This is a genomic window from Stenotrophomonas bentonitica (assembly GCF_013185915.1).
GTDB classification, from domain to species: Bacteria; Pseudomonadota; Gammaproteobacteria; order Xanthomonadales; family Xanthomonadaceae; genus Stenotrophomonas; species Stenotrophomonas bentonitica.
This window is the reverse complement of record NZ_JAAZUH010000004.1, coordinates 1-13,425: the sequence shown is the minus strand read 5'-3', so window position 1 is coordinate 13,425 and position 13,425 is coordinate 1. Positions and strand designations below refer to the sequence as shown.

At 68.2% G+C, this 13,425-nt stretch carries 9 protein-coding genes and 1 rRNA gene; 8 read left to right on the top strand and 2 right to left on the bottom strand.

Going from position 1 to position 13,425, the window contains the following annotated elements; all coding sequences use genetic code 11:
* Nucleotides 1-2 precede the first annotated feature (2 nt).
* The 3 genes from HGB51_RS17905 to HGB51_RS17895 are packed head-to-tail and all read left to right on the top strand — an operon-like array spanning nt 3 to nt 5,548.
* Nucleotides 3-1,472: a DUF3375 domain-containing protein gene (locus HGB51_RS17905; protein WP_070208312.1), complete on the top strand. Its 1,470-nt coding sequence runs from the start codon at nt 3-5 to the stop codon at nt 1,470-1,472.
* Nucleotides 1,459-2,160: a DUF4194 domain-containing protein gene (locus tag HGB51_RS17900; protein WP_070208313.1), complete on the top strand. Its 702-nt coding sequence runs from the start codon at nt 1,459-1,461 to the stop codon at nt 2,158-2,160. The genes HGB51_RS17905 and HGB51_RS17900 overlap by 14 nt, the downstream gene beginning before the upstream one ends.
* A 19-nt stretch (nt 2,161-2,179) precedes the next feature.
* Complete coding sequence (locus HGB51_RS17895) at nt 2,180-5,548, top strand: ATP-binding protein (protein ID WP_070208314.1); 3,369 nt, start codon at nt 2,180-2,182, stop codon at nt 5,546-5,548.
* Between the two features lie 15 nt (nt 5,549-5,563).
* Here the strand turns inward: HGB51_RS17895 and HGB51_RS17890 are convergent, their stop codons facing one another.
* Complete coding sequence (locus HGB51_RS17890) at nt 5,564-6,340, bottom strand: sulfite exporter TauE/SafE family protein (RefSeq protein WP_070208315.1); 777 nt, start codon at nt 6,338-6,340, stop codon at nt 5,564-5,566.
* 59 nt (nt 6,341-6,399) lie between these two features.
* Here HGB51_RS17890 and HGB51_RS17885 point away from each other — a divergent pair, with 59 nt between their 5' ends.
* The 4 genes from HGB51_RS17885 (at nt 6,400) to HGB51_RS17870 (ending at nt 11,369) form a co-directional block, all read left to right on the top strand.
* Entirely contained in the window at nt 6,400-6,789 is a 390-nt protein-coding gene (locus tag HGB51_RS17885) for a YchJ family metal-binding protein (protein WP_070208316.1), read from the top strand.
* Between the two features lie 83 nt (nt 6,790-6,872).
* Entirely contained in the window at nt 6,873-8,165 is a 1,293-nt protein-coding gene (gene egtB / locus HGB51_RS17880) for an ergothioneine biosynthesis protein EgtB (protein WP_070208317.1), read from the top strand.
* On the top strand, nt 8,162-9,136 hold the full coding sequence (gene egtD / locus HGB51_RS17875; RefSeq protein ID WP_070208318.1) for an L-histidine N(alpha)-methyltransferase: 975 nt from the start codon (nt 8,162-8,164) through the stop codon (nt 9,134-9,136). The genes egtB and egtD overlap by 4 nt, the downstream gene beginning before the upstream one ends.
* Nucleotides 9,137-9,191: 55 nt before the next feature.
* A complete protein-coding gene (locus tag HGB51_RS17870; protein WP_070208319.1) occupies nt 9,192-11,369 on the top strand; it encodes a lytic murein transglycosylase in 2,178 nt (725 codons plus the stop codon).
* A 77-nt stretch (nt 11,370-11,446) separates the two neighbouring features.
* On the opposite strand, the gene HGB51_RS17865 is transcribed toward HGB51_RS17870, so the two are convergent.
* Nucleotides 11,447-12,634, bottom strand: a complete 1,188-nt coding sequence (locus HGB51_RS17865; RefSeq protein WP_070208320.1) for a benzoate/H(+) symporter BenE family transporter — start codon at nt 12,632-12,634, stop codon at nt 11,447-11,449.
* 680 nt (nt 12,635-13,314) lie between these two features.
* On the opposite strand from HGB51_RS17865, the gene HGB51_RS17860 reads away from it, so the two are divergent.
* Nucleotides 13,315-13,425, top strand: a 16S ribosomal RNA gene (locus HGB51_RS17860); the annotation flags it as partial.

Here is a 13,425-nt window from a genome sequence, read left to right as displayed (position 1 = left end):
ACATGAAGCACCGCGAACGGATTACACGCTACCGCACCCTGCGCGAGCAGCCCCAGTGGAAGCTGCTGGCGGCGGCCAACGCCCCGGAAATCATCGGCCTGCTGCAGAGCCTGTTGATGGACGGCGAGCGCACGCTGGCCTCGGCGGTGCTGCACGAACGCCTGCAGCGGGCGCTGGACCAGCTCAACGGCGAAGAACTGTCGCGCGAGCTGCCGCGTACCGCCCAGGCCTACATGGCCCATTGGCTGGCGCAGGGCTGGCTGGAGCGGCGCCTGCCCGACGGCGCCGACCAGGAACAGTACGAGCTCTCCACCCAGGCCCTGCAGGCGATCCGCTTCGCCGACAGCCTGGAGCAGAGCCGCGTCGCCGCCACCGAAAGCCGGCTGGCGCTGGTGATCGAACAGCTCTCGCAGCTGGCTGCGCAGACCGAGTCCGACCCGGACGCACGGCTGTCGGCGCTGCGCGACGAACGCGACCGCATCGACGCCGAAATCGCACGGGTCGGCGCCGGCCGGGTCACCACCTTGGACGGCAAGCGCGCGCTGGAACGCGCCCGCCAGATCATCGGCCTGGCCGACGATCTCACCGAAGACTTCCGCCGCGTCCGCGACGACTTCGAGCGCCTCAACCGCGAGTTCCGCGAACGCATCATCGACGACGAGAGCGAGCGCGGAGACGTGCTCTCGCGGCTGTTCGAAGGCGTCGACGTGATCGGCGACAGCGACGCCGGGCGCAGCTTCCAGGCATTCTGGCGGCTGCTCAACGACGCCGAACAGAGCGCGCAGCTCGACGCCGCGCTGGAAACCGTGCTGGCGCGCGGCTTCGCCCGTCGCCTGGACCGCAACGAACGCGCATTCCTGCGCGGCTTCACCGGCACCATGCTCGACCGTGGCGGCCAGGTCCACGACGTGCTGCAGCACTTCGCGCGCAGCCTGCGCGGCTTCGTGCAGAGCCGCGGTTACCTGGAGCAGCGCCGGCTCAACCAGCTGCTCAAGCAGGCCCAGTCCGAAGCGCTGGCCCTGCGCGACGACTTCAGCGCCCAGCGGCCGATCGGCCGCGACCTGCAGCTCACCACCAGCCGCCTGCGCTCCTGGTCGCAGTGGAAGCTGCACGACCCGCGCAGCGCGCATGTCGACGGCAGCGTGCTGCGCAACGACGCGGCCAGCATCAGCCTGGAAAGCGTCGGCGATCTCGTGGCGTCGTCGGAAATCGACTTCCGCACCCTGCGCCGCGACCTGCACGAGCTGCTGGCCATCCAGCCGAAACTGAGCATCGCCCAGGCACTCTCGCAGCGCGACGCGCCGCAGGGCCTGGGCAGCGTCATCGGTTACCTGTCGCTGGGCACCCGCCATGGCGTCATCGTCGACGGCGAACAGGAACTTGCCCACTGGCGCGGCAACGACGGGCAATGGCGACGCGCCCGCATCCCGCTGGTGTGGTTCACCCAGGAGAAACGCCATGAACTGGCATGAAGAATCCAATGGCGCTGCACCGGTAGACGGCGCAGGCGACGAGTACGACGCCGAACCGGTGGTGGTCACCCCGCTGCCGAAGCGCAACAGCGACGTGTTCTACATGGGCGACACCGGCCGCCTGCCGCTCGACGGGCGGCGCGCGCTGTGCCAGCTGCTGATCGGTCCCAGCATCGACCAGCTGCGCCACGCCAAGCTGTGGCCGGCGCTGATCCGCAACGAGCCGGCGATCCGCTCGGCGCTTTCGGACCTGTTCCTGGAGCTGGTGCTGGACCGCGACAGCGGCGTGGCGTTCACCCGCCAGGCCGACACCGAAGACATCGAAGCGCCGGTGCTGCTGCGCAGTTCGCCGCTGACCTTCATCGACTCGGTGCTGCTGCTGTACCTGCGCCAGCAGCTGGCCGAAGCCGATGCGCGCGGCAACCGCGCGGTGGTGGCCGACACCGAGATGGCCGAAGCGCTGGCCATCTACGAGAAGAACCTGTCCACCGACCGCGCCGGCTTCAACCGCCGCGTCGCCTCGGCGGTGCAGAAAATGAAAGAGAACCACATCCTGACCCGGCTGGCCGGCCAGGAAGACCGGCACGAAGTGTCGCCGGCCTTGAAGCTGCTGTTCTCCGCCGAAGACGTGTCCGCGCTGTCGTCGGTGTACCGACAGCTGCGCGAGACCCCGGCCGCCAACGCCTGAACGGAACGACCCCCTACGCATGGCCATCTCCAAGCACACGCCCGCCCTGTTCACCGAAGGCCTGCCCGATCCGCGGCTGGCGCAGTTCCGCATGCGCCGCCTGCAGGTCCACAACTGGGGCACGTTCAACGGCCTGACCGAAGTGCCGATCGCCGAGCGCGGCTTCCTGTTCGTGGGCCGCTCCGGCTCGGGCAAGTCGACCCTGCTCGATGCCATGTCGGCCATGCTGGTGCCGCCGTCCATCGTCGACTTCAACGCCGCCGCGCGTGAAGCCGAACGCAGTGGTCGCGACCGCAACCTCGTGTCCTACGTGCGTGGTGCGTGGGCGGATCAGCAGGATCGTGGCACCGGCGAAATCGCCACGCAGTACCTGCGCAAGGGCGCCACCTGGACCGCACTGGTGCTGGAGTACCGCGCCGGCGATGGCCGCGTGGTCAGCCTGGTGCGCCTGTTCTGGATCGCCGGCAACGGTGCCGCCGCCGCCGACGTGCGCAAGCACTACCTGATCGCCGAGCGGCCGTTCGACATCGCCAAGGACCTCGGCGGCTTCGACCTGGACCTGCGCAAGCTCAAGCAGCGCCTGGGCGACGTGCATCATTTCGACAGCTTCACCGGCTATGCGGAGCGCTTCCGCCACCTTCTCGGCATCGACAATGAAATGGCGCTGCGCCTGCTGCACAAGACGCAGTCGGCCAAGAACCTGGGCGACCTCAACGTCTTCCTGCGCGACTTCATGCTCGACACGCCCCGCACCTTCGACGCGTCCGAGCGCCTGGTCAGCGACTTCGCCGAACTGGACGGCGCGCACAAGTCGGTGGTCACCGCGCGCCAGCAGGTGGAAACCCTGCTGCCGGCGCGCGCGCTGCACGCCGAACTGAAGGCGATGAACCTGCGCCGCGCCGACGAGGAGACCCTGAAGCTCGGCCTGGACAGCTTCCGCGAATCGCGCCTGCAGAAGCTGCTGGAAACCCGCCTGCAGGAAATCGACGTCCGCCACCGTGGCCTGCTCGGGGAAGAGACCCAGCGCCGCCAGGCCCTGGCCAACCACGAAGAGCACCTGGCCGAGCTGGAACTGCAGCGGCGCCAGCAGGGCGGCGAGCGCATCGAGGAGCTGGAGCGCGAGCAGGGCCGCGCGCAGTCCGAACACGAGCGTCGCCAGGCCAAGCGCGCCCAGGTCGGCAAGGCCGCCGAACGGCTGCAGGAAGCGCTGCCCGACGACGCCCATGGCTTCGCCCACCTGATCGGGCGCGCCCAGGCCGAGCTCGACAACCGCCAGCAGGCCGCAGCCGCGCTGGACGACGCCATCGCCGAGCGCCAGGCCGGCAAGCAGGACGATACCCGTCGCTTTGCCGAAGTCCGCAGCGAAATGGACGCGATGGAGCGCAACCCGTCCAGCATCCCCGCGCCGCTGCAGAAGCTGCGCAGCCGTATTTCCGAAGAGACCGGCGTACCCGAAGCGGCGCTGCCGTTCGTCGGCGAGCTGATCCAGGTGCGCCAGGACGATGCCGCGTGGCAGGGTGCGATCGAGCGCGTGCTGTTCGGGTTCGCGCAGTCGCTGCTGGTCGAAGACAAGCATTACAACGAGGTCAACGCATGGGTGAACCGCAGCCACCTCGGCATGCGTCTCACCTACTATCGCGTGCGCCGCAATGACGACGCCATGGCGCGCCAGCCGTCCGCGCGTTCGCTGCTGCACAAGCTGGAGCTGCGCGACAGCGTGTTCGAGCCGTGGCTGCGCCGCGAACTCGGCAAGCGCTATGACTATGAGTGCGTGGACGCCAAGCAGCTGCGCGATGTCGAACGCGGCATCTCGCGAGAAGGGCAGGTCAAGCATCCCGGCGACCGCTTCGAGAAGGACGACCGCAACGCCATCGGCGACCGCCGCCGCTGGCTGCTGGGCTTCAACAACGCGGAGAAGCTCGCGCTGTTCCGTCGGGAAGCGCAGGAACTGGCGCAGCGCATCGCCGACTGCGACCAGGACGTCGCGCGCCTGCGTGGCCAGCGTGATCTCGACAACGACCGCCGGCTGGCCTGCAACCAGCTGGTCAACGTCGGCTGGGAAGAGGTCGACGTCGCCACCGCGACCCAGCGCCTGCAGGACATCGAATCGTCCCTGCGCGACCTCAAGGAAGGCAACGCCGACCTGGCCCGCCTGGCCGCACAGATCGACCGCAACCGCGCCGACATCGAACAGGCGCGCCGCACCTACGAAGACACCCGGCTGGAACTGCGCGAACTCACCCGCGAACGCGACAAGCTCGAGTCGCGGCGCCAGCACAGCCGCGCCCTGGTGCTGCCGGCGCTGGGCCCGACCCAGGAGGCCGGGCTGCAGAAGCGCCTGGACGCCTATGGCACGCTCGGCCTGGAGACGCTGGAAGCGCACATGCGCGAGATCAGCAAGGGCATCAACGAAAGCCTGGCCTCGTCGCAGCACGAAGTGCACGGCGTCGAGACCCAGCTGGTCGCCTGTTTCCGTCGCTTCGCCCAGGCCTGGCCGGAAGAGTCCGGCGATTTCACCGCCTCGGTGGCCTCGGCCGACGATTTCCTCGCCCGCCTGCAGCGGCTTGAGCGCGATGGCCTGCCGCAGCACGAAGAACGCTTCTTCGACCTGCTGCAGAACCAGAGCAAGAACAACCTGCTGGCCCTGCAGCGGCACAGCGCCGAAGCGCGCAAGTCGATCGGCCAGCGCCTGGACGAGGTCAACGCCTCGCTGGAGCAGGTGCCGTTCAACCGCGGCACCTTGCTGACCATCGAACTCAGCGATCGGCGCCTGCCGGAAGTGCTGGAATTCCACCAGCAGCTGCGCGAGGTGCTGTCGCACCACCAGACCGAAGAGCGCGACGTGGCCGAATCGCAGTTCGCGGTCCTGCGCGAGCTGGTCAAGCGGCTCGGCTCACAGGAAGGCGAAGACAAGCGCTGGCGCGAGAACGTGCTGGACGTGCGCCTGCATGTCGAGTTCATCGGTGTCGAACTGGACGCCGCCACCCGCCAGCAGGTCGAAATCTACCGCAGCGGTGCCGGCAAGTCGGGCGGCCAGCGCCAGAAGCTGGCCACCACCTGCCTGGCCGCGGCGCTGCGTTACCAGCTGGGCGGGGCCGACAGCCAGCTGCCCAGCTACGCGGCCGTGGTGCTCGACGAAGCCTTCGACAAGGCCGACAACGAGTTCACCGCGCTGGCCATGAACATCTTCGAGAACTTCGGTTTCCAGATGGTCGTCGCCACGCCGTTGAAGTCGGTGATGACGCTCGAACCGTTCATTGGCGGCGCCTGCTTCGTCGAGATCAGCGGCCGCCACGACTCCGGCGTGCTGCTGATCGAGTACGACGAAGAGGGCAAGCGGCTCAAGCTGCCGGAGCGGACCCGCCAGGCCGAAGAAGCCGAGGCCTGACCCGCGCCGGGCCGCTCATCCCGCGAACGTATCCCAGGCCATCCGTGCGATCAGCACCACGACCAGGCCGACGAACAGTTTGCGGATGAACGGCGTACCGCCGCGCAGCGCCAACCGCGTGCCGACCACCGAACCGGTGATGTTGGCCGCGGCCATCGGGATCGCGAACAGCCACAGGATGTTGCCGGTGGGCACGAAGAACGAGATCGCGGCCACGTTGGTGGCCAGGTTTACCACCTTCGACGCCGCCGAGGCGCGCAGGAAGTCCAGCCCGAAGAAGCGCACGAACAGGAAGATCAGGAAGCTGCCGGTGCCGGGCCCGAAGAAGCCGTCGTAGAAGCCGATCACTGCACCGATCGCCAGCGCGATGGTCAGTTCCCTGCGGCCGATCTCGCGCGGCCGGTGCAGCGCACCGAAGTCCTTCTTCCACAGCGTGTAGCCGAGCATCGCCACCAGCAGCACCAGCACCAGCGGCCGCACCGCGTCCTTGGGCAGCAGGCTGACCGCGGTGGCCCCGGCGAAAGAGAACACGAATGCCGTGCCCGCTGCGAACAGCACCGGCCGCCACGGGAAGCGCACATTGCGCGCGTAACGGAATGCCGCCGCGGCGGTGCCGAACATCGAACTGAACTTGTTGGTACCAAACAGCATGGCCGGCGTCTGCTGCGGCAGCACCGTGAACAGCCCCGGCAACTGCACCAGGCCGCCGCCACCCACGGCGGCATCGACCAGACCGGCAATGAAGGCAATCGCCACCAACCACAACAACTCAGGGGGTACCAGCTCGAACACGGCAGTACATCACGGCGGAAAGCGCGCCAGCATACGCCCGCTCGGGCGACAATGCCCGCATGAGCCCTTCCGATCCGTGCCCCTGCGGCCTTCCGCACCCCTACGCCGCCTGCTGCGGCCGTTTCCATGCCGGCGAGGCGGCGCCCGACGCCGAGGCGTTGATGCGCTCGCGTTACAGCGCCTACGTGAAGCAGTTGCCCGAGTACCTGCTGGCCAGCTGGCACCCCGACACCCGTCCCGAAACCCTGTCGCTGGACGAGCCCGCCGGGCAGCGCACGCGCTGGCTGGGGCTGACCGTGCACGAGCACAGCAAGGGCGACCCCGACCACGCCCAGGTCCGGTTCACCGCGCGCTACCGGATCGGCGGCGGCAGTGCGGTCAAAATGCAGGAACACAGCCGCTTCGTGCGCCTGGACGGGCGCTGGTTCTACCTCGACGCCTTTCCCTGAGCCCCCATTCAATGTGAACCGGTCATACGGCAGACCCCGTGCCGTGACACCGTGCTCACCCGGGCTCGCCGATCCTCGGATGGATGAACGCTGTCGCTGCCCCGTCTTCGCCTGCCACCCGCGTCTCCGACGCGCTGGCCGTCCGCTACGCCAGTGTGCGCGCCCGCAGCGTCGCCCTGGCCGCCCCGCTCAGCGCCGAAGACGCGATGGTGCAGAGCATGCCCGACGCCAGTCCCACCAAGTGGCACCTGGCCCACACCACCTGGTTCTTCGAACGCTTCGTGCTCGGCACCCAGCCGGACCACGCCCCGTTCAACGCCGACTGGCACTACCTGTTCAACAGCTACTACCAGAGCATCGGCCCGGCGCATGCGCGGCCGCAGCGTGGCCTGCTGTCGCGGCCCTCGCTGGAGGAAGTGCTGCAGTTCCGCAGCCGTGTCGACCAGCGTGTGATCGAACTGCTGCAGGCCGACGCGCTCGACCCGCAGGCACTGCGGCAACTGGAACTGGGCCTGCACCACGAACAGCAGCACCAGGAGCTGCTGCTCACCGACATCAAGCACGCGCTGTGGTGCAACCCGCTGCAGCCGGCCTACCGCGACGATCTGGTCAGCCGGCCCGGCGTCGCTGCGCCGCTGGAATGGATCCACAGCCCCGAGCAGATCATCGAGATCGGCGCGCCGGCATGGCCGGCCAACGCCGCATTTGCCTACGACAACGAATCGCCGGTGCACCGCGTGCTGGTGCCGGCACATGCACTGGCGCAGCGCCCGGTCAGCAACGCCGAGTTCCGCCGCTTCGTCGAAGCCGGTGGATACCGCGAGCCCGGCTTCTGGATGAGCGAAGGCTGGAGCCTGTGCCAGCAGGAGCACTGGCAGCACCCGCTGTACTGGGACGACGCACTGGCCCGCGAGTTCACCTTGGCCGGCTGGCGCGCGATCGATCCGGATGCGCCGGTCTGCCACCTGAGCTACTTCGAAGCCGACGCCTACGCCCGTTGGGCCGGTGCGCGCCTGCCCACCGAGTTCGAATGGGAAGCCGCCGCCGCAGGGCAGGGCACCGCCGGCAACTTCGCCGACGATGACCGCCTGCACCCGTCCGCACCTGCCCACGAAGGCCCTGCCGGTCGCCACCAGCAGCTGTTCGGCGATGTCTGGGAATGGACCAGCAGCGCGTATGGCGCCTATCCCGGCTTCCGCACCTTCGAAGGCAACCTCGGCGAGTACAACGGCAAGTTCATGTGCGGGCAGTGGGTGCTGCGCGGTGGCAGCTGCGCCACGCCCGCCGACCATGTCCGCCCCAGTTACCGCAATTTCTTCGCACCGTCGGCGCGCTGGCAGTTTGCCGGCCTGCGCCTGGCCAAGGACGCCGCATGAGCACTGTCAGTGATGCCCTCGACGCGTTGACCGACCTGCAACCGGATCGCGCGCGGATCACCGCCGACATCCTGCACGGCCTGTCGCTGCAGCCACGCCAGCTGCCGTCCAAGTATTTCTACGACGCGCGCGGCTCTGCGTTGTTCGAGCAGATCACCCGCCAGCCCGAGTACTACCCCACCCGCACCGAACTGCAGCTGCTGCAAGACGTGTCCGGCGAGATCGCCCGCGCGGTCGGGCCGCGCGTGCACGTGGTCGAACTGGGCAGCGGCAGCGGACGCAAGACCGAACACCTGCTGCATGCGCTGGTCGACCCGGTCGCCTACACCCCGATCGAGATCTCGCGCGCGGCCCTGCTCGACAGCGTGGCGCGGCTGGCCGAAGCGCTGCCGGATATCGAAATGCTGCCGGTCTGCGCCGACTTCACCCGTCCGGTGGAACTGCCCGAGCCGCAGAACGAACCCGCGCGGCGGTTGCTGTTCTTCCCCGGCTCCACGCTCGGCAACTTCGCCCACGACGACGCGGTCGCGCTGCTCGACGCCATGCGCCAGACCATGGGCCCGAACGGCCTGGCCCTGATCGGCATCGACCTGCACAAAGACCCGGCCCTGATCGAGGCCGCCTACAACGACGCCGCCGGGGTCACCGCCGCGTTCACCCTCAACCTGCTGCAGCGGCTCAACCGCGAGATCGGCAGCGACTTCGACCTGGCCGGCTTCCAGCATCGTGCCCGCTACAGCGTGCCGCGCCTGCGCATCGAAACCGAACTGGTCAGCACCCGCAGCCAGCGCGTGAGCGTGGCCGGGCGCAGCTTCGATTTCGCCGAAGGCGAAGCGATGACCGTGGAATACAGCCACAAGTACACCGACGCATCATTCGCCGCGCTGGTCGCAGAAGCCGGCCTGCGCGTGCGCACCCGGTGGGATGCGGCATCACCGGCATTCGGGCTGCGTCTGCTGCAACGGGCCTGAACCGCATCGCTTGCCGCTATGATGCGGTTCTACTTGGCTGCACGGATTCACGCCAATGAGATTCAGCCCCGTCGGTCTGTTCGGCGTGTTGTGCCTGGCCAGCGCCCCGCTCGCGGCCGCGCCGCAGCACGACTTCGACCGCTGCCTGGCCGCGCTGCAGCCGCAGGCGCTCAAGCAGGGGGTCAGCACCGCCGGCTTCACCCGCCTCACCGCCGGCCTCACCCCGGACCTGAGCGTGTTGCCGCTGCTGGACGCGCAGCCGGAGTTCACCACCCCGCTGTGGGACTACCTGGCCGCACTGGTCGACACCCAGCGCGTCGATGACGGCCGCGCGCAGCTGGCCCAGCACCGCGACCTGCTTGCGAGCGTCTCTGCGCAGTACGGCGTCGATCCGGCCACCATCGTCGCGGTGTGGGGCGTGGAGAGCGACTACGGTCGCGTATTCGGCAAGCGCCCGCTGCTGCAGTCGCTGGCCACGCTGTCCTGCAACGGCCGCCGCCAGCCGTTCTTCCGCGGCGAGCTGCTGGCCCTGCTCAAACTGCTGGATGCCGGCGATCTCAGCGCCGACGGGCTCACCGGCTCGTGGGCCGGCGCGTTCGGCCATACCCAGTTCATGCCGTCCACCTATGCCCGCATCGCGGTGGACGGCGACGGCGATGGCCGCCGCGACCTGGTCGCCAGCATTCCCGACGCGCTGGCGTCCACCGCCAACTATTTGAAGCAGGCCGGCTGGCGCACCGGCCAGCCATGGGGGATCGAGGTCAAGCTGCCGCCGGACTTCAACGCCAAGCTGGCCGGACGCACCCAGCGCAAGCCGCTGGCCGACTGGCGCGGCATGGGCATCACCCCGATCGGCGGTGGCGCACTGGCCCCCGAGGGCCTGCCGGGCGACGCCAATGCTGCCCTGCTGCTGCCCACCGGGGCCAAGGGCCCGGCCTGGCTGGTGTTCCGCAACTACGACGCGATCTACGCCTACAACGCCGCCGAAAGCTACGCGCTGGCCATCGCCACCCTGGCCGACCGCCTGCGTGGCGGGCCCGGCATCGTCGCGGCCTGGCCGACCGACGACCCCGGCCTGGGCCGCACCGAGCGGCGCGAGCTGCAGACCCTGCTGCTCGCGCGCGGCCATGACATCGGCGCCGCCGACGGGATGGTCGGCACCGCCACCCGGCGCGCCATCCAGCTGGAACAGCAGCAGCTCGGCTGGCCCACTCCCGACGGCCGTGCCGGCCAACGCATCCTCACCACCCTGCGCACCGCGCCCCCTTTGCCCAAGCCAACCACTGCCATGCCCGACAGCACCGTGTTCACCCTGCCGCCCAACCACGCCGCCTACGTGCAGTCGCCGGCCGCGCCCAGCGCCGCCCTGCCGAAGCTGGAGGGGCTGAGCCTGATCGACCTGCAGGGCTTCCCGGCCTGGAAGGTGGAAACCCCGCTGGCCAGCGCCGCGATCTCGGTGTTCGGCGGCCAGTTGCTGTCGTTCATTCCCAAGGGGGGCCAGGACCTGCTGTGGCTGTCGCCCACCGCGCAGGCGCTGCCGACCCCGATCCGCGGTGGCAGCCCGGTGTGCTGGCCGTACTTCGGCCGCCAGGGACAGGGCAAGGACGTGCCTTCGCATGGGTTCGTGCGCAACGTGCCGTGGACCCTAAAGGACGCGCGTCGCGAGGCAGACGGCACCGTGGTGCTGAGCCTGGCCCCGCCCACCCTGGACAACCTCGACCTGCGCCTGACCATGCAGCTGCGCATCGGCCGCACCCTGGAACAGCAGCTGATCACCGAGAACACCGGTTCCACCCCGGTCACCTTCACCCAGGCGCTGCACAACTACTTCAAGGTCAGTGACGCCCTGCAGGTCAGCGTGTCCGGCCTGGACGGCCTGAGCTACCTGGACAAGTTCGAGGACTACGCCACCCCGCGTGTCCAGAAGGGCGACTGGTCGCTCAACGACCCACGCGATCCCGGCCGCAGCGACCGCATCTATACCCAGGCCGGTGGCCGCTACGTCCTGAAGGACCCGGGCCTCAAGCGCCGCATCGAGATCACCACCCAGGGCAGCCGGTCACTCGTGGCCTGGAACCCGGGCGAGAAGGGCGCAGCCGGCATGGCCGACGTCGGCCCCGGCTGGAAGAACTACGTCTGCCTGGAAGCCGCCAACGCCGGCCCAGACGTGGTGACCCTCGCCCCAGGCGCCCGCCACATCCTCAAGCAAACGTTCAACGTCCAACCGCTCTGAAACGCGGCCCGTATGGCCGTGGCCCGGTAGTGCCGGCCGCCGGCCGGCTCAACGCACCCCCGTCCGAAGCCCACCCCTCACATCACCGACCGCACCCGCAACACCACCAGGCAGATCCCCCCGGCCACCAGCCCCCAGAAGGCCGAGCCGATCCCGGCCAGCGACAACCCCGAGGCGGTCACCAGGAAGGTCACCAGTGCCGCCTCGCGGTCGGCTTCCTCGCGCAGGGCGGTCGCCAGGCTGTTGGCGATGGTGCCGAACAGGGCAATGCCGGCCACGCAGGCCACCAGTTCCTTCGGGAACGCAGCGAATACCGCCGCCACGGTCGCCCCGAACAAGCCCACCAGCAGATAGAAGGCACCCGCAGCCACCGCTGCGGTGTAACGCCGCGCGGGGTCCTCATGCGCCTCGCGACCCATGCAGATCGCCGCCGTGATCGCCGCCAGGTTGAGCCCATAGGCGCCGAAGGGGGCCAGCACCGTGTTGACCACCCCGATCCAGCCGATCACCGGTGAGATCGGCGTGGCATAGCCGGACGCCCGGATCACCGCCACCCCCGGAATGTTCTGCGAGGCCATGGTGACCACGAACAGGGGCAGGGCGATGCCGAACACCGCCTGCCAGGACAGCGTGGGCCAGGTGAACACCGGCACCGCCAGTTCGACCCGGAGCGCCTCTATATGGAGAAGACCCTGCGCGGCGGCCACCGCCACACCTACCAGCAACGTGGCAATCACCGCATAGCGCGCGAACAGGCGGCGCCCGAGCAGCCAGGTGGCGAACATCGCCAGGGCCATCCCCAGCTGCGTGCCCATCGACACGAACACATCCAGCCCGAAGCGCAGCAGCACACCGGCCAGCATGCCGGCGGCCAGCGCCATCGGCACGCGCCGCATCACCTTGGCGAACACGCCAGAGAAGCCAGCGAGCATCCCCAGCACCGCAGCCAGCACGAACGCACCGATGGCGTCGCTGTAGCCCGCAGCGCCTGCACCCACTACCAGCATTGCAGCGCCCGGCGTGGACCACGCCGTGACCACGGGCACGCGATAGCGCAGCGAGAGCCCAATGCAGGTCACGCCCATGCCCAGGCCCAACGCCCACATCCACGACGCAATCTGCGCCTGTGTCGCGCCGACCGCCTGTGCAGCCTGGAACACGATCACCGCCGAACTGGCGAAGCCCACCAGCACCGTAATGAAGCCAGCCACTACAGAAGGCAACGAGAGATCACGCCACAACGAACGCTTTGCACCACCGGACATCACGCTGCTTCCCTGAGCACACAAGAACTGCATTGTTGGCAGTCCTGCGCAGCAAGCGCAACGCGCTTGCTGCGCGCTTTGCGTTCCTGCCAAAACACGCACGCACGAATGACGCATGCCGCAACAACGTAGCGACACGCCACGCGTGTCCCACGCACTCCATCCGAAGAAAGCATCAAAAAAGGGTTGACGAATTTCCAGAAGTCTTTAGTATTCGCTCCCTCGCTGCGACGCGGTCTTCACCCCGGTGAACACCAAGCCGAAGCGGCGGCAACAAGCTTCGAAAGAAGGTGTTGACGGAAACGAAAAGCCTGACATAATAGGCGGCTCGCTTCGACGAAAAGGCCTCCGGGTCGCAACGACGAAGCAGCATCGGCAACAACGGTTCGCTACGGCGAAACGGCCTTGAAAAAAGGTGTTGACGAAGCGGATTTGCCGGCTATAATGGGCGGCTCGCAACGACGGAAACGTCGGGGCACACGGAGGAAGGCGCTGAGGCCGACTCCAAAGTTCTTTGACAGTATGCGCAGGTATCTTGTGAAGGCGCCTGCAGGAAGGATGTATGTCCATCTTGCAGACGTTTGATCAAGCAACATATCAATTGTTTTAAAGCAAGCGAAACGTTGCCAGCGGTCAAGCATCTGCAGCTTTAAATTTTTAGTCCTCGGACTATGCGTTTTTAAGTGAAGAGTTTGATCCTGGCTCAGAGTGAACGCTGGCGGTAGGCCTAACACATGCAAGTCGAACGGCAGCACAGGAGAGCTTGCTCTCTGGGTGGCGAGTGGCGGACG

Coding starts and splice junctions, on each gene's coding strand:
- HGB51_RS17900 (WP_070208313.1), top strand. CDS start 1,459: ATGAACTGGCATGAAGAATCCAATGGCGCTGCACCGGTAGACGGCGCA.
- egtB (WP_070208317.1), top strand. CDS start 6,873: ATGAACGCTGTCGCTGCCCCGTCTTCGCCTGCCACCCGCGTCTCCGAC.
- HGB51_RS17905 (WP_070208312.1), top strand. CDS start 3: ATGAAGCACCGCGAACGGATTACACGCTACCGCACCCTGCGCGAGCAG.
- HGB51_RS17865 (WP_070208320.1), bottom strand. CDS start 12,634: ATGTCCGGTGGTGCAAAGCGTTCGTTGTGGCGTGATCTCTCGTTGCCT.
- HGB51_RS17885 (WP_070208316.1), top strand. CDS start 6,400: ATGAGCCCTTCCGATCCGTGCCCCTGCGGCCTTCCGCACCCCTACGCC.
- HGB51_RS17870 (WP_070208319.1), top strand. CDS start 9,192: ATGAGATTCAGCCCCGTCGGTCTGTTCGGCGTGTTGTGCCTGGCCAGC.
- HGB51_RS17895 (WP_070208314.1), top strand. CDS start 2,180: ATGGCCATCTCCAAGCACACGCCCGCCCTGTTCACCGAAGGCCTGCCC.
- egtD (WP_070208318.1), top strand. CDS start 8,162: ATGAGCACTGTCAGTGATGCCCTCGACGCGTTGACCGACCTGCAACCG.